Annotated in this window: 16 protein-coding genes and 1 tRNA gene; 5 read left to right on the forward strand and 12 right to left on the reverse strand. The window is 63.7% G+C overall.

All coding sequences use genetic code 11. The features are described from left to right. Positions 1-16 precede the first annotated feature (16 nt). Positions 17-883, forward strand: coding sequence for a winged helix-turn-helix domain-containing protein (locus tag OS914_RS12025; RefSeq protein WP_267546297.1), 867 nt, complete (start codon positions 17-19; stop codon positions 881-883). 22 nt (positions 884-905) lie between these two features. Then, on the forward strand, positions 906-1,433 hold the full coding sequence (locus tag OS914_RS12030; protein WP_267546298.1) for a SixA phosphatase family protein: 528 nt from the start codon (positions 906-908) through the stop codon (positions 1,431-1,433). Positions 1,434-1,540: 107 nt separating this feature from the next. On the opposite strand, the gene OS914_RS12035 is transcribed toward OS914_RS12030, so the two are convergent. From OS914_RS12035 to OS914_RS12085, 11 genes are all read right to left on the reverse strand, one after another. Continuing rightward, complete coding sequence (locus OS914_RS12035; RefSeq protein ID WP_267546299.1) at positions 1,541-2,152, reverse strand: TetR/AcrR family transcriptional regulator; 612 nt, start codon at positions 2,150-2,152, stop codon at positions 1,541-1,543. Beyond that, positions 2,149-4,185, reverse strand: a complete 2,037-nt coding sequence (locus OS914_RS12040) for a YhgE/Pip domain-containing protein (protein ID WP_267546300.1) — start codon at positions 4,183-4,185, stop codon at positions 2,149-2,151. The genes OS914_RS12035 and OS914_RS12040 overlap by 4 nt, the downstream gene beginning before the upstream one ends. Further along, entirely contained in the window at positions 4,182-4,895 is a 714-nt protein-coding gene (locus OS914_RS12045; RefSeq protein WP_267546301.1) for a heme ABC exporter ATP-binding protein CcmA, read from the reverse strand. Before OS914_RS12045 ends, OS914_RS12040 begins: the two co-directional genes overlap by 4 nt. 65 nt (positions 4,896-4,960) lie before the next feature. Continuing rightward, a complete protein-coding gene (locus OS914_RS12050; RefSeq protein WP_267546302.1) occupies positions 4,961-6,382 on the reverse strand; it encodes a dihydrolipoyl dehydrogenase family protein in 1,422 nt (473 codons plus the stop codon). A 121-nt stretch (positions 6,383-6,503) separates the two neighbouring features. Beyond that, on the reverse strand, positions 6,504-7,190 hold the full coding sequence (locus OS914_RS12055; RefSeq protein WP_267546303.1) for an N-acetylmannosamine-6-phosphate 2-epimerase: 687 nt from the start codon (positions 7,188-7,190) through the stop codon (positions 6,504-6,506). Positions 7,191-7,226: 36 nt separating this feature from the next. Then, positions 7,227-8,171 carry an ROK family protein gene (locus tag OS914_RS12060; RefSeq protein ID WP_267546304.1) on the reverse strand — a complete coding sequence of 315 codons (945 nt, stop codon included), beginning with the start codon at positions 8,169-8,171 and terminating at the stop codon, positions 7,227-7,229. 77 nt (positions 8,172-8,248) lie between these two features. Next, on the reverse strand, positions 8,249-9,178 hold the full coding sequence (locus tag OS914_RS12065; RefSeq protein ID WP_267546305.1) for a dihydrodipicolinate synthase family protein: 930 nt from the start codon (positions 9,176-9,178) through the stop codon (positions 8,249-8,251). A 72-nt stretch (positions 9,179-9,250) separates the two neighbouring features. Continuing rightward, positions 9,251-10,081, reverse strand: a complete 831-nt coding sequence (locus OS914_RS12070) for an ABC transporter ATP-binding protein (protein WP_267546306.1) — start codon at positions 10,079-10,081, stop codon at positions 9,251-9,253. Then, a complete protein-coding gene (locus OS914_RS12075) occupies positions 10,078-12,288 on the reverse strand; it encodes a dipeptide/oligopeptide/nickel ABC transporter permease/ATP-binding protein (RefSeq protein ID WP_267546307.1) in 2,211 nt (736 codons plus the stop codon). The genes OS914_RS12070 and OS914_RS12075 overlap by 4 nt, the downstream gene beginning before the upstream one ends. Before the next feature lie 3 nt (positions 12,289-12,291). Beyond that, entirely contained in the window at positions 12,292-13,248 is a 957-nt protein-coding gene (locus tag OS914_RS12080; protein WP_267546308.1) for an ABC transporter permease, read from the reverse strand. 125 nt (positions 13,249-13,373) lie between these two features. Beyond that, on the reverse strand, positions 13,374-15,002 hold the full coding sequence (locus OS914_RS12085; protein WP_267546309.1) for an ABC transporter substrate-binding protein: 1,629 nt from the start codon (positions 15,000-15,002) through the stop codon (positions 13,374-13,376). Between the two features lie 253 nt (positions 15,003-15,255). On the opposite strand from OS914_RS12085, the gene OS914_RS12090 reads away from it, so the two are divergent. After that, entirely contained in the window at positions 15,256-15,984 is a 729-nt protein-coding gene (locus tag OS914_RS12090) for a FadR/GntR family transcriptional regulator (RefSeq protein ID WP_267546310.1), read from the forward strand. Between the two features lie 89 nt (positions 15,985-16,073). On the opposite strand, the gene OS914_RS12095 is transcribed toward OS914_RS12090, so the two are convergent. Then, a tRNA-Arg gene (locus OS914_RS12095) sits at positions 16,074-16,149 on the reverse strand. Between the two features lie 256 nt (positions 16,150-16,405). On the opposite strand from OS914_RS12095, the gene OS914_RS12100 reads away from it, so the two are divergent. Together OS914_RS12100 and OS914_RS12105 are read left to right on the forward strand one after the other, a co-directional pair. Beyond that, positions 16,406-18,232, forward strand: coding sequence for a phosphoenolpyruvate carboxykinase (GTP) (locus tag OS914_RS12100; RefSeq protein WP_267546311.1), 1,827 nt, complete (start codon positions 16,406-16,408; stop codon positions 18,230-18,232). Positions 18,233-18,304: 72 nt separating this feature from the next. Continuing rightward, on the forward strand, positions 18,305-18,769 hold the full coding sequence (locus OS914_RS12105; RefSeq protein ID WP_267546312.1) for an RrF2 family transcriptional regulator: 465 nt from the start codon (positions 18,305-18,307) through the stop codon (positions 18,767-18,769). Positions 18,770-18,874 lie beyond the last annotated feature (105 nt).

The following is an 18,874-nucleotide window of genomic DNA, read 5'->3' on the forward strand; positions in this document are numbered from 1 at the left end:
TCACATCGAGGTCACCATGTCAGTAGCATCCGGATACGTCCACATCTCCGTCCGCAACGCGGGCAAGGCCGCGATCGGCGGCGCCACCACCAACAACAGTTTCCGGGCCCCGTTTGCCGAGTCCGTGCCCCACCCGGCGCCCGGGGCGGGGCACGGACTCGGATATCAGGACTCCCGTAATCCGACGCCCGGTCAGGGAAGCCGGGGCCCTTACCTCCCGGCAGTTCCCTCGACGGCCCCCACGACGGTTGTCCCCGGTTTCGAGCGCCGTCGTAGCGCCCAGGTGGAGAACGTAGCCCGCGGGTTTGTGCTGTATGTGGGTGTGGATGAGGAGACCGCTGCGGCGGCGGGAACCTCCTTGGCCAAACTGGCTCAGGATATCCGCGCCTACGCGCAGACGCTGGTGCCGCAGGCGCAGAGCTATGCCGCCGTCGCCCTCGCTCCGGCGGATGCCCCCGGGACGGCTCTGGACGTGGTGCGGTCCACCTTCGGGGATCCGGCCGTGCTGGTGCGCCAGCGTCAGGACACGGCCCGGCAGCGGCCGGTCCCTGAAACCCGGCCCACCGGAGTGCTGATTGACTTGGCGCGCCGGGAAGTGCACCTTGACGGGGAGACGCTGAACCTGACGTTCAAAGAATTTGAATTACTCAATTACCTGGTGGAACACGGCACCCGAACGGTGGGACGCGAGGAGCTGCTGGACGGGCTGTGGCGCAATGCGGACGAGGTACCTAATGAGCGCACCATCGACGTGCACATCCGCCGGCTACGGTCCAAGCTGGGACGGCTGGCCAATACGGTCCGCACGGTCCGCGGCGAGGGATACCGGTTCTACGAGCATCCCGAAGTGGTGGTCTGGGCGGCGCCGGAATACTCCATCTAACGGTGGTCATTAGACTGAGGTCATGAGCGAAACACACCTCCTGCGGCTTGTCTTGATGCGGCACGCCAAGGCGGCGTACCCGCTGGGGGTGGCGGACCATGACCGGCCGCTGGCGCAGCGTGGACACGCGGATGCGGCCGTTGCGGGCCGTTGGCTGCTGGAGAACTCGGTGATCCCCGATTTCATTCTCTGTTCCAGTGCTTTGCGGGCGCGGCAGAGTTGCACGTGGGTCTGTCAGCAGCTCGGCGACAAGGCGCCCACCGCCAAGCTGGAGGACCGGCTGTACGCCGCCTCCGCAGGGGAGATGCTGGCCGTGGTGAACCATCTGCCGGAGACTGTCCGAACGTTGCTGGTGATCAGCCATTTGCCGGGCATCCAGGAGCTTGGTCTGCGGCTGGCGTCCCGGGATTCGGATGAATCAGCGTATACGAATCTGGCCATGAGCTACCCCACGAGTGCGCTTGCGGTCTTCGAGTACGCCGGAACCTGGGCCGGGCTCGACGGCCAGGACGCCCGCGCCACGGCCTTCGCAGTTCCCCGCGCGGCCTGAAAATACCGCGAAGACTCCGCTGAGTGGGTACATCTGCCCCTTCCGTGGGGGATTTTAGGGGCAGATGTACCCACTCAGCGGGAGCGGAAGAGGGGGAATCGACGGGGTTACCTCAGATAGCCGCGGATGACGGTCATGACCACAGCGAGGGCCTGTTCCCGTGAGCGGTCCGGATGGAATACCAGCCGGTCCAGCCCGATCACGAACGTGGCTCCCAGAATCGCCCCGGCCACGCTGGCCGGGGTAATCTCCGTATCCACCTGATTCTCCTGGGCCACGCGTTCCACCGCGCCGCCGATCACGCCGACCAGCCGCTCACGCAGCAGGGTCAAGGTCTCGTGCCACTCGCCGGGGGTGCGCCACATCTCGCTGACCAGCAGTTGGGCGAAGGAGGGATACTCGGCGAAAAAATCCAGCATGGCACCGAGCATTTCCTGCAGGTCATCCACGGCCTTTGCTGCCGGAGAAAGCGAGACCAGACGGGACTCGAGCATTTCCACGCCGTGCTCCAGCAGAGCCGCGATCATCTCCGATTTGCTGCCGAAGTTGTAATACACGGTGCCCTTGGAAACTCCCGCCGCGGCGGCAATTTCGTCTACCGTCACACTGGCGGGTCCACGCTCGCCGATCAGCAGCATGGATGCATCGAAGAGCTTTTGCCGGGTGGCGTTGGTCCGGGCGGGCCGCCGCGATTGGGCAGGGTGCGCAGGTTCGCTCATACCGCAATCTCCGGTTGCAGCGTCTTCAGTGTCCAGAACTTATGCTTGCGCACCGCGAAAAAGGACAACACCAGGCCAAAGAGCGTATAACCGATCAGGCCAAGGACAATCGATCCCACGGGGGCCAGATCGGCACCGTAAATCAGGTGCCGCATACCTTCCACTACATGGCCCATGGGCATTATGGTGTGGATCGCATGCAGCGGCCCGGGTGTAGTCTGCCAAGGAAACGTGCCGCCGGAACTGACCAGCTGGAGCACCCGTAGTATCAGAACCACAAACTTTCCCACCGTGCCCAGCAGCGCTACTATGCCCTGGATGATGGCGGTGAAGGCCATCGAGGCCAGCAGCAGCAGGCCCAGGGTGAGCACCGGATGCGACGGATTCAGCCCGAGCCCGAAATAGACCACCAGATACATCACCACGGCCTGCAGCGTGGACACTAGAAAAAACGGCAGCCAACCGCCGACGGCGATTTTCCAGGACGGTGCGTTGGACGCCAATGCGCGCTGGGTCACCGGACGCATGGCCTGGACCAGCATGAAAGCACCGATCCACAGGGCCAAGACCAGGAAGAACGGTGCCAGTCCGGAGCCGTAGTTGGCGGCCTGCGCCTGGGACAGCGAATTGACGGCGATGGGGTCCGAGATGACCTTGGCGGCATTGGCCTTCTGCGCGTCGTTGGGATTCGGGACCTGACCGGCACCCTTGGCGAGTTCATCGGCCAGCGTGGCGGCTCCGGTGGACAGCGTTTTTGCACCGCCGTCGAGCTTGGCGGCACCGTCGTCAAGTGCCTGGGCGCCGGCGGCGAGATGGCGGCTGCCATCCAGCGCGGTCTGTTGGCCGGCCGCGAGTGTGGCGGCCCCGGAGGAGAGCCGGGCCGCGCCGTCGTTGGCCTGCGTGATGGCACCGGTCAGGGTCGGAGCGGCCGCGGCGAGTTTGGCAGCGCCCCCGGCCACGGCCTGCGAGCCCGCCGCGAGCTGCTGCACGTCCGCCGCATCGGTGTGCAGCTTCGCCTTGGCGTCCAGCACGGCCGGGCCGACCGGGGCGGATTGGACATCGGCCTTGATCTTGTCCGCGTCTGCCTGGGGAATCGTTCCGGCCGCGACGAGCGCATCGAGCCGCTGCGAGAAGCCCGTTTTTGCCGCCGCATCCAGTTGATCAAGCCCGCCGACGGCATCCTGGACTTTGGTATTCAGCGTCGCGTTTCCGGCCGCCACCTGTGCGGCTCCGGCGGAGAGTGCCTGGCTATCGACCGGCAACGAGGCGGTTTGGGACTTCAGCTGGTCCAGGCCGGTGCTCAGCTGCCCGGCGCCGTTATTGAGCTGGTTCGCGCCGTCCACCAGCTGGCTCTGGCCGTCCACCAACTGATTCGCGCCGCCGGTCAGCGTACCCGTGCCCGTGTGCAGCTGTGCAGCACCGTCGCGCAGACCTGCCGCTCCCGATGCGAGCTGGCCGGCGCCGTCGGCCGCCTTAACGATTTGCGTATGAATGGTGCCGTAACCGGTCAGCAGCGCGTCCGCGGTGGTCTGCCCCACCTCCTTGGCCACGGATTGGTGCACCTGCGTGGTCACCTTGTCGATAATGGAGGTCAGTAGATAGTTGTTGGCATCATTGGTGGTGACGCCCAAAATAGCTTGTTTCGCGGAATCGAAATTTTCCGGTGATGCGAGGTTTTGGGAAAAGTCCCGGGGAATCTTCAGCGCAAACGCGTACTCGCCGGATTCCACTCCGCTGTCCGCCTGCTGGGCAGAATCCACCTTAACCCAGTCGAACTTTTTACCGTCGATCAGGGTCTGCGCCACCTGATTGCCCACCTGGAGGTGCTTGCCGTCCTTGGTGGTGGCGCCCTGGTCCTGGACAACAACGGCCGCCTTAAGCTGGTCAAGATTGCCGTACGGATCCCAGTTGGCATACAGGTAAAGGGCGCCGTAGAGCAGCGGAACCATGATCAGCGCCAGGATGGTCAGCTTCGGAAGCAGGCCCCCCGTCATGCGCTTGAGCTCGGAAAGAGCGAGACGGAGGACGGTCATTTGGTTTCCTGCGATTCGTCGTTAAGCGCCGGTTCCGTGCGTGGACTCCCGGCTGTATTTACTTCGGGGGGAGTGTCTCCCAAACGGGCGACGGCGCCGTGCCAGTTCTCCGGTATGGTCGCGACCGTGACAATCACCGTCAGCGGACGCACCGGGGCTGCCGTTCCGCTGCCCGCCGCGAGCCGTTGCAGGAACGGCAGCCAGTCCTGCGGGTCGGCGCTGTGCCGATCGGGTGAATCGACCACCATCACATCGACGTCCGCATTCGCCAGGGCCAGATCGGTCAGTAGCTTCAGCCGAGGTTCCGGGTCCAGTTCATCGACCCATTTGGCGGCGACGTCCGCGTGCCCGTGCTCGGCCAACCATGCCGCCGGGCGGGTGCGGTCGCGGAATTTGCGCGGCACCAGGGCCAGGTCCTCCGCGGTCAGATCCTGCACGCTCAGATGCTGTTCGGGTTCGTTGACGTCCGGCGCGTCGATCAGCGCACTGTGCCGGCGCAGGTGCGCAATATCCCCCTCATGTCCCCAGTGTACGGATCCTGAGGTGGGCCGCATTCTTCCGGTCAGGGTCAGAGCCAGGGCTGTGCGCCGTTCCTGGCCGTCCCCCTGGACCAGGAGGAGGGTTCCGCGCTGCGCCTCCAGGCTGGTCGCCGGGAGAAGGTCCCGGTGACGGCCCTGGACCTGAAGCTTCGAAGCTGACAGCACAGACATGGCCTTCCGGTGGATTATTGAGCCGCCTAAATCCTACCAAAACTGACCGGTCAGTTCAAATAGTTCTAGAGGCCGTATTTTTCCAGTAGCCGCAACCAGACCTCACTCACGGTGGGGTAGGACGGGACGGCGTGCCACAGGCGATCCAACGGAACCTGCCCGACGACGGCGATCGTGGCCGCATGCAGCAGTTCGGCGACATCCGGACCGACAAACGTCGCACCCAGCAATGTCTTGTTGTCCTCGTCGATCACCAGCTGGGCCCAGCCCTTATAGTCGTCGGCATACAGCGCGGACCCGGCCACCGCGATCGGCAGCGACACCTCGGAAACGTTTCGTCCGCCGTCGCGCGCCTGCTGGACCGACAAGCCGACGGAGGCAACCTCCGGGTCGGTAAAAACAACGTTCGGTACTGCTCGGTCGTTGGCGGTCTGCGCGCCCGCGCTCCAGGGTGCGGGCGCGCCGTGGAGCGTCCCCGCCGCACGGGCCACGATGGCGGTACCCGTGGCACGCGCCTCGTATTTCCCCTGATGCGTCAGCAGCACCTTCCCGGCCGCATCCCCCACGGCGTAGAGCCAATCCTTGCCGGAAACCCGGCCGGTGGTGTCGGTATCGAGCTTTTTCGCCTCCAGGCCGACACTCTCCAGCCCCAGGCCCTCCAATGCCGGGTGACGCCCGGTGGAAACGAGCAGTTCATCGCACGTCACCGTTCCGCTGCCGTCGGAGAGGACCAGTTCCACTTCGCCGCGGGCATTGCGCCGCACACTGTCCGCGGAAGTATGCAGGCGCAGGTCCACGCCGTCAGCCCGCAATCCGGCCTTGACCAGCTCGCGGGCCTCGGTGGGATACATGGTGAGCAGGTCGCCACGCGCCACCAGGGTGACACTGGAACCGAGCCGGGCGAATGCTTGTGCCAGTTCGGCACCGGCAACTCCGCCGCCGAACACCGTCAGCCGGTCCGGGACGGCTTTGGCCGACGTTGCTTCGCGGGTGCCCCAATACTCGATGTTGGCCAAGCCGGACAGCGGGGGAGCAGTGGGCACGGAACCGGTTGCCAGGACGACGGCGTGCGTGGCATGCAGAACATGCGTGCCGCCGTCGTTCCCCGCCACCTCCACGGAGCGCTCACCGGTGAGCCAGGCATGCCCGCGGATCAGCTCGATACCGGCGTTGTCCACCCAACTGACCTGGCTATCGTCCTGCCAGTGCGAAGTGAACTCATCCCGGCGTTTAAGCACGGCGGCCGCATCCAAGGTCCGCGTCACGGCCTCCCGCGAACCGGCCACGGACCGGGCCGCCAACAGGGCCGCTCCGGGGCGCAGCAGCGCCTTGGACGGCATGCAGGCCCAATAGGAGCATTCCCCGCCGACGAGTTCGGCCTCGATCAAGATCGCCGAGAGGCCACCCTTTACTACCCTGTCCGCGGCATTTTCGCCCGCGGCACCGGCACCGATAATGACAACATCAACCGTTCGCGTCTGAGCCATGAGTCGAGCCTACGTCGACTGTGCCGCACGCGCACGATACAGCCCTGCTTCACCGCAGCTGCGGCACAAGCAGGAGGACCGCTGGGGAACCCAGGTGGCTGTGGAACGCTGGCGTTGTGGATTAGGCGCTGAGGGCGTCCTTGAACCAGCCGGTGATGGAGGCCGGGTGCGTTATAGCGGTTCCGACGACGACGGCGAATGCGCCGGCATCGAGCGCCTGCCGGGCCTGGACCGGGGTATGAATGCGCCCTTCTGCGATCAGCGGCAGGCCCAGTTCCGCAGCGACGATCTGCGCCAGCATGTCCAGGTCCGGTCCCTGGGTCTTGGCGCGTTCCCCGGAATAGCCCGCCAACGTGGTGCCGATCAGGTCGGCGCCGGCTGCCGCCGCCGCCGCGGCATCCGCCGGGGAGCCGCAGTCCGCCATGACGAGCGCATTGGATTCTGCGTGGATCCCCGCGATGGTTGCGGCCAGGTCAAGTCCGTCCGGACGGGGTCGGCGGGTACCGTCGATAGCCACAATGTGCGCACCGGCGTTAGCGCAGGCCAGCGCGTGGCGGAGGGTGGGGGTGATGAAGACGCCATCGTGTCCGTCTTTCCAGAGTCCAATCACGGGCACTTCGACGGCAGAACGGGTGAACTGGATATCAGCAATACCCTGCACCCGGACCGCTGCGGCTCCCCCGATGACGGCCGAGGCCGCCACCTGGGCGGTGGTCCGAGGATCGCGCATCGGCTCGCCCGGGTACGCTTGGGCGGAAACAATAAGCTGGCCCTTCAGGACATCCAGATTGGTCAGTTTCAGGGTCATGCTCACTCCTCATAATGTGTCAAAGTCGACGATGGATTACGCGCGAAGAGCCAGCGCGGCGGCTCCGACAACGGCCGCGGTGTTGCCCAGCCTAGCCCGCTCAATCCGCAGCCCCGCCAGCGGGGGCATCAGCTCCTGGGCTGCTGCGCAGGTCATCCTGTCCCACCACAGGGCCCCGGCATCGGCCAGACCGCCGGAGACCACTACCACCTCGGGGTCCAGGACATTTGCCAGCCCCCCGATGGCCTCGCCGGCGGCGCGGGCTGCGGTATCAACGGCTCTCAGGGCCACCACCTCGCCGGCGTTGGCCCGGGCGAACACCTCGCGAGTGTCCACGGCGCCAGGATCGCCGCCGCTGCGCAGATACAGGGCATGCAGCGCCGGCCCCGAGGCGATGGCTTCCACATGCCCCCGACGTCCGCAGGTGCACGCCAATTCCGAGCCATCAGCCGCCACGGCGTAGCTGGAGGCGAAGTGACCCACGTGGCCACCAACATATCGGTGCCCCAACAGTGGCCGGCCGCCGATGACGAACGAACCGCCGACACCGGTTCCGAAGGCCAGCATGAGCATGCTGGACGCTCCGGCCCCGGCGCCCAGCCACGCCTCACCAATCGCGTGGGCATGGACATCGTTGACAACGCTGACGGCTCCCGCCGGCAGGCCCAGCCGCGTCTGCAACCCGGATTTGATCCGGGTTCCGGCCCAGCCAAGAATGGCATCCGTAGCCGAGACCACGGCACCACGGTCAGCGTCGATGACGCCTGCCGATCCCATGCCTACGGCGGAAACCTCGATGCCGGCAGCAGCGGCCCGCTCCCACAGCCCCCGGACCAGTGAGGCGGTGGCATCCAGAATCGCCTCCCCGCCGTCCCGGTTCAACGTCGGCGTCTGCGCGGTCAACAGCACTGACCCGTCCGCTGACACAACCCCCGCAGCGGTCTTGGTCCCACCGAGATCGATCCCAATCACATGCGTCATACGTACAGAATCCTCAGGAATTACCAGATCGGTGGGCGGGGGTGTGCGCTGGGGCGGGGGCGTGTGCTGGGGGCCGCCTAGATCAGGCCCGTACGCTCCAGAATCACCTTGACCGCGGCCGTCTCACCCTCATCCAGCGCCAGCATCGGAGCGCTCATCACGTTAGTCTCAATGACACCCATCAGCATCAGCGCAGTCTTAAAGGCTCCAAGACCGGCCGCGTTTCCGGACAGCCGGCCCGGCCGCGGGGTGTAGACGATCTCAAAAACATCGGCAAGGCGGTTCTGCTCGGCGCTGGCCTTGGCCCAGTCACCAGCCATGGCGGCCTGGTACAGGTTCTTGTAGCCACGCGGGTCCACGTTACCGAGTCCGGGAACAACGCCCTGGGCCCCGCCCAGCAGCGCACCGTCGACAACGACCTCGTGGCCGGTAAAGATGTCAAAATTGGGAATGTCCTTCGCGGCCAGCAGCAGCTGGCGGAAAGAGACGTCGTCACCGGAGGAATCCTTGACGCCCGCCAGCACTCCCTCCTTGCCGAGCTCAACGAGCAGATCCGTGGGGAGCTTGAAGTGGGTCCGCACCGGGACGTCGTAGGCGAAGATCGGGACGTCGATGGCGGCATGAATGCTGCGGTAGTGGGTGCCGTTCTCCTGCGCGTTGCTCACGGCGTAGTACTGCGACGTCACCACCAGGGCATCGGCGCCGAGGCCGACGACGCGCTTTCCTTCTTCGATCACGCGTGCGGTGGTCTGCTCGCAGGCGCCGACAAAGAGCGGAACCGCTCCGGCGTTGACGCCGGCAATCGTCTGCAGCGTCAGGTCCCGCTCGGCGTTCGTCATGTGGCTGACTTCGCCGGAGGAGCCCAGAACGAACAGTCCGTCCACCCCGCCGTCGAGCAGGTGCTTGACGACGTTTTCCAGCGACGGAACATCAATGGTTCCTTCGAGGGTGCGCGGGGTGACGACGGGCGGGATAACGCCCTGGAAACGGGTAGCGACGGAAGTCACAGTATTTCTCCAAAATAAATAGTTGATATTAATAGGTGCAAATTTCGCGGGGCTGCCCGGACGGCAGCAGGGCTACGTGTGCAGCAGCGAGGGGGCAGCGCCCAGCAGCTTTTTGGTGTAATCATTGCGGGGATTCTCAAACACCTCACGGGCCGGACCTTCCTCGACGATCTCGCCAAAGTACATGACGCAAATCCGGTCCGAAACGTAGCGGACCGTCTGGATGTCGTGGCTGATGAAGACCATGCCCAGGTTGAGCTCTTTCTTCAGATCGGACAGCAGGTTCAGCACCTGCGCGCGCACGGACACGTCCAATGCGGACGTTGGTTCATCGGCGACAATCACATCCGGTCCCAGCGCAAGGGCCCGGGCAATTGCCACGCGTTGCCGCTGGCCGCCGGAAACCTGGGAGGGGGTGACCTCGGCGGCCGACTGCGGCAGACCCACCAGGGCCAGCAGCTCGCTGACCTGGGCGGCGCGGGACGCGGCGTTGCCGACGCCATGAATCACCAGTGGATCGGTCAGGATGTCCTGGATGGTCATCCGCGGGTTCAGGGCGGTGGAGGGATCCTGGAAGACGACCGAGACTGCGCGGCCAAACTCCTTGCGCATTTTCGCGCTGCGCTTGACGGCGGGACGGCCGTGGAAGAGGACCTCTCCGGAGGTCGGTGCCTGCAGGCCCACCAGTACGCTTGCCAACGTGGACTTGCCGCACCCCGATTCGCCGACAATTCCGACCGTCTCACCGCGGCTGACCGAGAAGTTCACACCATTGACGGCCTTGACATAATTGGGCTTGAACAGCCCGCCTGAGCGGGTCCGATGGTGCACATGCAGGTCGCGCAGTTCAATGACCGGGGCATCGTTCCGCCCGGGCTGGGAGGGGTTCGGTACAGTACTCATTTTGCGCCTTTCCCGGTGGTTTCCGACTGTGTGCTGCCCGATTGTGTGCTGCCCGATTGGGCGGCGCCAACTCCGGCCAGGACCGGCGCATCTTCTTTCCGGTGGCTCGCCCAGAAGTGGTCTTTGTCGGCGCCGGCAGCAGTACCGATGGGGACTTTGACGAAGGCCAGCTGCTGCGTCGGGTCCGCGTCAGGGCGCAGCGAGCGCCCGGCAAACCGGTCACCGGCGGAGAAATCCCGCGGTGAGGGGACGGTTCCCGGGATTTGGTGCAGCCGGACGGCGTCCGCCTCAATCGAGAGCACCGCGCCGAGCAGTCCGCGGGTGTACTCGTGCTGCGGATTCTGCAGCAGCTCTGACGCCTGTGCGGATTCCACCACCTGACCGGCGTACATCACTGTGATGCGGTGCGCCAGCGAGGCAACCAGAGCCAGGTCGTGGCTGACGAAAATCATCGCGAAGCCCAGTTGATCGCGCAGCTCGTTGAGCAAATCCACCACCTGCTTCTGCACCGTGACGTCCAGGGCCGTCGTCGGCTCATCGGCCACAACAATCCGTGGTGAACGGGAGAGCGCCATGGCTATGAGCACCCGCTGGCGCTGGCCGCCGGAGAGTTCATGCGGATAGCTCTTGAGCGTGCGCTCCGGGTCCAGCTTGACCAGTTCCAGCAGTTCCTTGGGCGTCTTGCGGCCATTGCGCTTGGTCAGCTGGCTCATCTGGTCCTTGATCAGCATCGACGGGTTGAGCGAGCTCAGCGCGTCCTGGTAGACCATGGCGATCTGCTCGCCGCGCAGGCCCTGGTACGCCTTCGCGTCGCTGACCCCCGCGGCGGAATCCAGCAGCTCCTTGCCATCAAACGTGATCGAGCCGGTGATCCTGGCCGTCTTGGGCAGCAGCCCCATGATGGCCAACGAGGTGATCGATTTACCGCAGCCGGATTCACCAACCAGCCCCATTGTTTCGCCCTCGCGGACGGTGAAGCTGACATTGTCCACGATGGCAATCTCACCGAAACGGGCGGGGAATCGAATCGAGAGGTTGCGCACTTCCAACACGGTGCGGGCCGTCGGGCTGACCTGCGGCAGACGGTCCGTGCGCTGGGCTTCAATATCGCGCAGCAGCGTGAGCTCATGATCGAGTAGGGCGAACGGGTTTACGGCGGCGTGCGGATCGTCCAGCACGCCCGCGAGCTCGGAGTCGGTGACTATCTCCGCCCCGGGTCCCTGGCGCTCGAATCGGTCCAGTTCGTGACCTTCGACGACGGACGGCTGGGCCGGTGAGGTGGCCACCTCAGTGTCCAGCCCCTTGCGGGCGACGGCGGCGGCCGAGCCGTCGTCGTCGTTCACTTTCGGGGCCTTGCGCAGCCTCGGGTTGACCATCGCATCGGTCAGGCCCTCAGCCAGGACATTCAAGGCCAGCACCGTCAGCAGGATAGTCAGGCCGGCAAAGGTCGTGGCCCACCAGCCGCCGGAGAGGACCAGATTGCGGCCATAGGAGATCACATTGCCCCAGGACGGCGCGGGGTCCTGGATCCCGGCGCCGATGAAGGACAGCGAGGCCTCGAGGATGATCGCGTCGGCCACCATGACAGTGGCGAACACCAGAACAGGGGCCGCTGTGTTGCGCACTATGTGCTTGAGCAGAATATAGGTCCGCCCGGCGCCGATCACGCGCTCGGCCCGGACGTAGTCCTCGCCGTACTGCGCCAGGACATTGGCCCGGACCACGCGCGCTATCTGAGGCGTATAAATTATCGCTATGGCGACAATGATGACCGGAACCGAATTACCAAAGGAAGCCAGTAGGACGGCGGCCAGGGCGATGCCGGGGAAGGCCATCAGCACATCCATGATGCGCATGATGATCTCGCTCAGCGCCTTGGACGTTGTGGCGGCGAGGGAGCCCAGCATGGCGCCCAGGACGATGGCGAGGATCACCGAGCCAAGGCCGATTTCCAGCGAGGACTGTGCGCCGTAGAGCAGGCGGGAGAAGACGTCGCGGCCCAGCCGGTCGGTGCCGAACCAGTTATCAGGGCTCGGAGGCTGGGCCGGGATGCCGGTGTTCAGCGGATCGTGCGGCGCAATGACCGGGGCGAGAATGGCCATCAGAATAATGAAAATCAAAAAGAGCAGGGAAATTTTGGAGGACAGGGACAGGGCCTTGAACCGCAGTCCCGGAGCGCTCAACCGTTCGGCAAGTTTGCTGCGCATGGCTTAGACCGTCCTGATTCGGGGGTTAATGAGCAGGTAGAGAAGGTCAACAAGGATATTCACGAGCACGAAGGTCACCGAGATGACCAGTACTACGCCCTGGACCAGATTGGTGTCCTTGTTGGTAATGCCATTGAGGATCTGTTGGCCCATCCCGGGCAGCGAGAAAATCATTTCAATGACGACGGCGCCGCCGAGCAGGTAGCCAACGCGCAGACCCAGCACGGTCACCGGGGTGACGAGTGCGTTGCGGAGCACATTTTTGGAGACGACCTCGCGGTAGGGGACGCCATTGCCGACGGCGGTCCGGACGTAGTCACGGTCCAGTTCCTCCACCATGGACGTGCGGACCACACGGATCAGGGACGCCGAGACGGGAACGCCCAGCGCCAGGGCCGGAAGCGCCATGGACTTGATCCAGCCATCGAATCCCGTCGAGGGATCTGCCAGACCGCCGGAAGGGAAGATTGAGTTGGTGCCGAGGGCAAACCACTGGATGAGCAGGATGCCGAGCCAGAAGGAGGGAGTGGCGATGGCGGCGATGGAAAACACGCGGATCAGCTGGTCCACCCAGGTATCGCGGTACAGTGCGGCCAGCACACCGAAGACCAGAGCGACGACGACGGCGATGAGCACGCCCAGGAAGGTCAGCTCAAGCGTCAGCGGGAAGGCCTGCGCGATGACTGTCGTGATGTCCTTCTGCGGCGGCAGGGTCTTGCCGAAGTCTCCGGTGATGAGGTTTCCCAAGTACCTGAAGTACTGCAGGAACATCGGGTCATTGAGGCCGTTGTCCAGCCGGTACTGCTGCAGTGCCTCTGGCGTTGCCCCTTCGCCGAGGGCGGCCACGGCGCGGTCACCTGGGGCAAACTGCAGCACCACGAAGACCAGCAGGGTGACACCCAGGATCATCAGCGGAAGTGCTGCGAGCCGGCGTCCCAGCAGTCGCAATAACATTACCAATTTGCTTCTCCGGTTTTTTTCGAGTTGTCCGCAGTGGGTGCTGCGTCATAGGTGGAGTGGTTAGACCAAAGGGGCCGCGGCCGCGAGGGCCACAGCCCCTTTGGTCTGTGTCATGCAGTCAGGCGCTAGGCCGTCCGGCCGACGCCGATGAAGCTCAGGCCGGTCGTCGGGAGGGGTGCGAAGCCCGAGAGCTTCTTGGCATCCCAGGCGGTGGGGAGCTTGCGGTGGAAGATCGGGTACAGCGGAGCCTCTTCGGCAATGATGTCGATGATTTCCTTGTACAGCTTCTTCGCGGCATCGCCGGTGGCCTGCGTCGCCTGGTCCATCTTGGTCTGCACAACCGCGTACTGCGGCTGGTCGGCCCAGGCGAAGCGGTTCTTGGCCCAGACATCGCCGCGGTAGAACCAACTCAGCAGGATGTCCGCGTCGTTGCCGAAAACCGAGGGGTCACCGGGTGCGGCGACGACGTCGTACTTGAGGCCGCCGACCTTATCCGGTGCGTAAACGGCTGATGAGGCCAGGGATTCAAGGGTTGTGTTGACGCCGATTGCGTCCCAGTTCTTCTTGATCAGCGGGCTGACGTCCTTCACCCAGGCGGTGTCGGTCGTGGTCAGCGTCAGCGACAGGTTGCTCACACCGGCATCGGAGAGCAGCTTCTTGGCCTTATCCGCATCGAACCCGTAGACCGTGGCGGCCTTCTGGTAATCCGGATGCGTCGGCTGGAAGTAGGAGGTTGCGGCCGTAGCGTTCCCCAGCAGGGCCGTTTTGATAATGGAATCTTTGTCCAGCGCGTAATGCAGGGCCTGCCGGACTTCCTTTTTGTTATACGGTGCCTTGGAGCAGTTGAACATGAGGAACAGCAGGCCGAAGGACTGCACGGACTCAACCTGAACCTTGGACTTCAAACCGTCGACGTCCAGGTATGGAACATCCTCAATGGCCTGGACCCGCCCGGACTGGACGGCGGTCACTCGTGCGGACGGGTCTGCCAGCAGGAACCAGGTCATTGACTTGGCGAGCGCGGGCTTGGGCCCGTTGTAGGCGTCGTTGCGTTCGAAGACAATCTTGTCGTCCTTGGCGGCGGAGACGAACTTGTACGGCCCAGTTCCGACCGGCTTGGCGTCGAACGCCTTCTGGTCGGCCGAGGCCAATGCCTTGGGCACAACCTTGACCACGGAGATACGCGGGCCGAAGCCGGCGAACGGGGTCTTGAGCTTGAACTCGACGGTCTTGGCGTCCACGGCCGTGACGGTATTGATGAACGGGATGAACTGCGCGAAGAGCGCCTTGTTGGCCGGGTCCTGAACACGGGTGAACGAGTAGACGACGTCGTCTGTGGTCACCGGGGTGCCATTGTGGAACATCGCGCCATCGCGAAGCGTCACCCGGTAGGTGGTGTCATCGATCTTCTGGGGATCCGACGCGGCGAGGGCGTTGTAGGGCTTGCGTGTGGCCGCGTCGAGCTCCACGAGGCCCTCGAAGATGTGCAGGTTAGCGGCCAGCGGAGTGGCTCCCGAGGAGGACATTGGGTCGAACCCGGTGGACAGCGAGTAGGAGATGCCGGCCTCGATTGTCAGGTCCTTGTTGACCGCTGCGGTATTGGCGGCGGCGGACGTTGTTGACGTCGACGAGTTGCCACACGCGGCCAGCGTGCCGGCGAATGCCGTCGCAGTGCCGAGGACACCTGCCATCTTCAAGAAGTTGCGTCGGGACGCATCCTTTACCAACGGAAGATTCTCAAAAGTGCTACTCATGTGGGCTCACCATTTCGAAGGTTAGATATCGGATGTAGGACGTCCGATGCTTATAGTAAAACTGTAAGAGACGTCACAGCTGACGTCAAGTGCGTGGGGGGTTACAGATTCATCACGGATAAGTCGTCATTCTCGGCCGCCGGCCATGCTGACCAAGACGCCGACGTCGGACATCCGATATCGTATGTTTTTAACGTTGTGATCCGCGGGCGCCTTTCCAGCTGGGCGGCGGCACACTTTATAAGGAGTCAGATTGGCGACATCGGCAGTCATACCGCAGGCACGATTCAGCGCACAGGCCCGCTTGCGCGCCCTGCAGGCAGACATTATGGATCTCATTCTGGAGCGTGAGCTGGAGGCCGGCGATCCACTGCCGACGGAAAGCGAGCTTTCGCTGGCCCTCGGTGTGGGTCGCAATACCCTCCGCGAGTCGCTCAAGGTCCTGCAGGCGCTGGGCGTGCTCGAGATTCGCCATGGCTTCGGGATGTTCGTGGCACCGAGTAACTTTGATGCCCTGGCCGACGGGTTGATCTTCCGGGGAAGGCTTTCCCTGCGGCATCAGGGGCTGGAGGCGCTGCAGTTGGTGGATGTCCGCCAGGCCCTGGAATCCGGCCTGATCGGCAGCTCGATCGATGTGATGACCGCCGAGCAGTTGGGCCAGATTGAAGCGGCGGTAAGCAGGATGGAAGAGCTCGCTGAGCGGGGCGAAAACTTCACTGAAGCGGATGCGCAGTTCCATTCGCTGCTCTTTGAGCCCTTGGTCAACGACCTTCTGACCAGCCTGATGGAGGTCTTTTGGAAGGTATACCGGAAGATCCATGTTGAGATCGGGGCTGGATCCGGGGATCTGGTGGCTACCGCCGTGATGCATCGGAAGATCTACAACGCCGTCGCTGCGAAGGATAAGCCACTCGCCTCCGAGCTGCTCAACCGGCATTTCGATGGGATTCGCCAGCGCATTGCCGAGGTCGTGGCGGACTAACCCCTGGTTACCGCAGATTTGGATAGCACAAAAAAAGAGTCGTTGACCTGTGTTTTTTGCACGTCAACGACTCTTTTTCGGTTCCTCGGTGGTGCGCGCGAAGGGATTCGAACCCCCAACCTTCTGATCCGTAGTCAGATGCTCTATCCGTTGAGCTACGCACGCATTCAGGCCCTTGGGCCGTATGTAACTTTAGCGCGAACGGGACCGAGCCACAAATCGGCGGCTTAGCATTGATTTTACTATACCGGTCTACGTGATTCACATCACGTCAAATTTTGTTGTCACGGGCAAGAAACCCCGTGATGTAGGGCTTTTACAGTCAGCTTTCGGGACGACGTCCCACGTGTGATTTCCTCAGCGGCCCGGTCTGGGGCCCTAGCATTTATTTCACACCACTGACCCGACGAAGGGAATAGACATGAGCGTTACGTCGCTGCAGGAGTCCGTCGAGGGAGCCCCCACCACAAATAGGCGCTTGCTTGACTGGGTGGAAGAGGTTGCCGCGCTCACGGAACCGGACAAAATTTACTGGGTCGACGGCTCCGCGGCGGAATATGCGCGTCTGACCGACGAGATGGTCGACGCCGGGACGCTCGTGAGGCTGAACCCGGAGAAGTTCCCTAATTCATTTGCAGGCTTCTCGGACCCCAAAGACGTGGCCCGGGTTGAAGAACAGACCTTCATCTGCTCGAAGAACGAGCACGACGCAGGCTTCACCAATAACTGGATGGAGCCGACGCTGATGAAGGAAAAGCTGCGCGGACTTTTTGCCGGGTCAATGCACGGCCGGACTATGTATGTCATCCCCTTTGTGATGGGGCATTTGGAGGCCGATGACCCCAAGTTCGGCGTCGAAATTACGGACAGCGCCTATGTGGTGGCGTCAATGCGGATCATGGCGCGTATTGGTACCCCGGTGCTTCGGAAGCTGGAAGAACTGGATGCGTTCTTTGTTCCGGCGCTGCACACCGTGGGCGCGCCGCTTCGCGACGGGGAGCCCGATGTGGCCTGGCCATGCAATGAGGAGAAGTGGATCGTACACTTCCCGGAAGAGCGAGCCATCTGGTCCTACGGTTCCGGCTACGGCGGAAACGCCCTGCTTGGGAAGAAGTGCTACGCCCTGCGGATCGCCTCGGCGATGGCGCGGGATGAGGGCTGGCTGGCCGAGCACATGCTGATCCTTAAGCTCACTTCCCCGGAGCAAAAAACCTACTACATTACAGCGGCTTTCCCCTCCGCCTGCGGCAAGACGAACCTGGCGCTGCTGGATCCCACCATTAAGGGCTGGAAGGTGGAGACGCTGGGGGATGACATCACCTGGCTGCGCTTCGGTAAGGACGGCCAGCTGCTCGCGGTTAATCCCGAGGATGGACTCTTCGGCGTCGCACCGGGCACGGGTTGGAGCACCAACCCCAATGCGATGCGGGCCATTGCCAAAGGCAATTCTATCTTCACGAACGTTGCACTCACCGACGACGGCGGCGTCTGGTGGGAGGGCATGACCGAGGAGACGCCGGCGCACCTGACCGACTGGCGCGGGGATTCCTGGACTCCGGATTCCGGCACTACCGCCGCGCATCCGAACTCGCGTTTCTGTACGCCGATCCATCAGGTCGACATGCTGGCACCGGAATACGATGAGCCCAACGGGGTGCCGATCTCCGCGATTCTGTTCGGCGGCCGACGCAAGACCACCATTCCGCTCGTTACGCAGGCACGTGACTGGACTAATGGAATATTTATGGGTTCTACGTTGTCCTCGGAAACGACGGCGGCCGCCGCCGGCCAGGTGGGCGTTGTGCGGCGGGATCCGATGGCCATGCTGCCGTTCATTGGTTACGACGCCGGCGACTACCTCAAGCACTGGCTGGAACTGAGTAAGACGGGAAACCAGGACAAGCTGCCGCAGATTTTCCTGGTCAACTGGTTCCGGCGGAAGGCGGACGGTTCCTTCGCATGGCCAGGCTTCGGGGACAATGCCCGAGTGCTGAAATGGGCCATCGAACGCCTCGAAGGCACGGCCGAAGCGGTGGAAACCCCCATCGGCTTTGTTCCTGCCCCTGGTTCCCTGGATGTGAGTGGTCTGGATCTGAGCGCCGAAGATGTGGCCGCGGCCGTCCGGGTAGACCCGGCGGAGTGGGCCACCGAGGCCGAGAGCATCCAGCAGTGGTACACCCGGTTCGGCGATTCCCTCCCGGACGAGTTGGCTGCGGAGCTGGAAGGCCTGAAGTCCCGACTGGGCTGATATACCCGTGGTGAAACCGGCCCGCGGATTGGATTCGGCGGGCCGGTTTTGTGTTCCGGATATTGTTGATGGGTGCGAATAAACGCTTTCTCGGATCTGTGCCTGCGCGTCGTCATGCTGCTGTCGGCTGCCGCGGATAGGTCCCAGCAGGGACCTATCCTGTTGACCTCGCAGCAGATTGCCGACAGCGTTGGCATCCCGTACAGCCACGTCAGCAAGGCCGTGATCCGGCTTCGGGAGTTGGGCCTGGTAGAGGTCATCCGCGGACGCGCGGGGGGCGCGTCCATTAGCACCTCGGGCCGGGTAGCGACGGTGGGCTGGCTGCTGCGCCAACTCGACAACCGGCCGGACGTCGCCGACTGCCACACCCCGCTGGGGGATTGTCCGTTACTCGACGGGTGCGGGCTGCGTGGCGCCCTGGCCCGGGCACGGGAAGCCTTCTATGGCGAACTCGACAGCGTCGTCATTGCCTCGCTCGCCGCGAAGCGTCCGGGCCAGCCCGTCTTTGTGGCCTTGGACACAATGCTCCGTCCCTAGCGCCTGATTCTGGTGTGTTTCCCTGGACCGAAAAAACGGATTTCTACGAATCGTAGAAAAGGTCCCTAAAACTAGCATTTCAGATGCTAGTTTGGTCTAGTCGGT

The sequence above is a fragment of the Arthrobacter endolithicus genome, from assembly GCF_026627425.1.
Classification (GTDB): domain Bacteria; phylum Actinomycetota; class Actinomycetes; order Actinomycetales; family Micrococcaceae; genus Arthrobacter_M.

Bases quoted from the DNA above. Each gene is read 5' to 3' on its own strand.
- OS914_RS12070 (WP_267546306.1), bottom strand. From the start codon at position 10,081: ATGAGTACTGTACCGAACCCCTCCCAGCCCGGGCGGAACGATGCCCCG.
- OS914_RS12085 (WP_267546309.1), bottom strand. From the start codon at position 15,002: ATGAGTAGCACTTTTGAGAATCTTCCGTTGGTAAAGGATGCGTCCCGA.
- OS914_RS12075 (WP_267546307.1), bottom strand. From the start codon at position 12,288: ATGCGCAGCAAACTTGCCGAACGGTTGAGCGCTCCGGGACTGCGGTTC.
- OS914_RS12030 (WP_267546298.1), top strand. From the start codon at position 906: ATGAGCGAAACACACCTCCTGCGGCTTGTCTTGATGCGGCACGCCAAG.
- OS914_RS12035 (WP_267546299.1), bottom strand. From the start codon at position 2,152: ATGAGCGAACCTGCGCACCCTGCCCAATCGCGGCGGCCCGCCCGGACC.
- OS914_RS12060 (WP_267546304.1), bottom strand. From the start codon at position 8,171: ATGACGCATGTGATTGGGATCGATCTCGGTGGGACCAAGACCGCTGCG.
- OS914_RS12050 (WP_267546302.1), bottom strand. From the start codon at position 6,382: ATGGCTCAGACGCGAACGGTTGATGTTGTCATTATCGGTGCCGGTGCC.
- OS914_RS12045 (WP_267546301.1), bottom strand. From the start codon at position 4,895: ATGTCTGTGCTGTCAGCTTCGAAGCTTCAGGTCCAGGGCCGTCACCGG.
- OS914_RS12055 (WP_267546303.1), bottom strand. From the start codon at position 7,190: ATGACCCTGAAACTGACCAATCTGGATGTCCTGAAGGGCCAGCTTATT.
- OS914_RS12100 (WP_267546311.1), top strand. From the start codon at position 16,406: ATGAGCGTTACGTCGCTGCAGGAGTCCGTCGAGGGAGCCCCCACCACA.
- OS914_RS12025 (WP_267546297.1), top strand. From the start codon at position 17: ATGTCAGTAGCATCCGGATACGTCCACATCTCCGTCCGCAACGCGGGC.
- OS914_RS12040 (WP_267546300.1), bottom strand. From the start codon at position 4,185: ATGACCGTCCTCCGTCTCGCTCTTTCCGAGCTCAAGCGCATGACGGGG.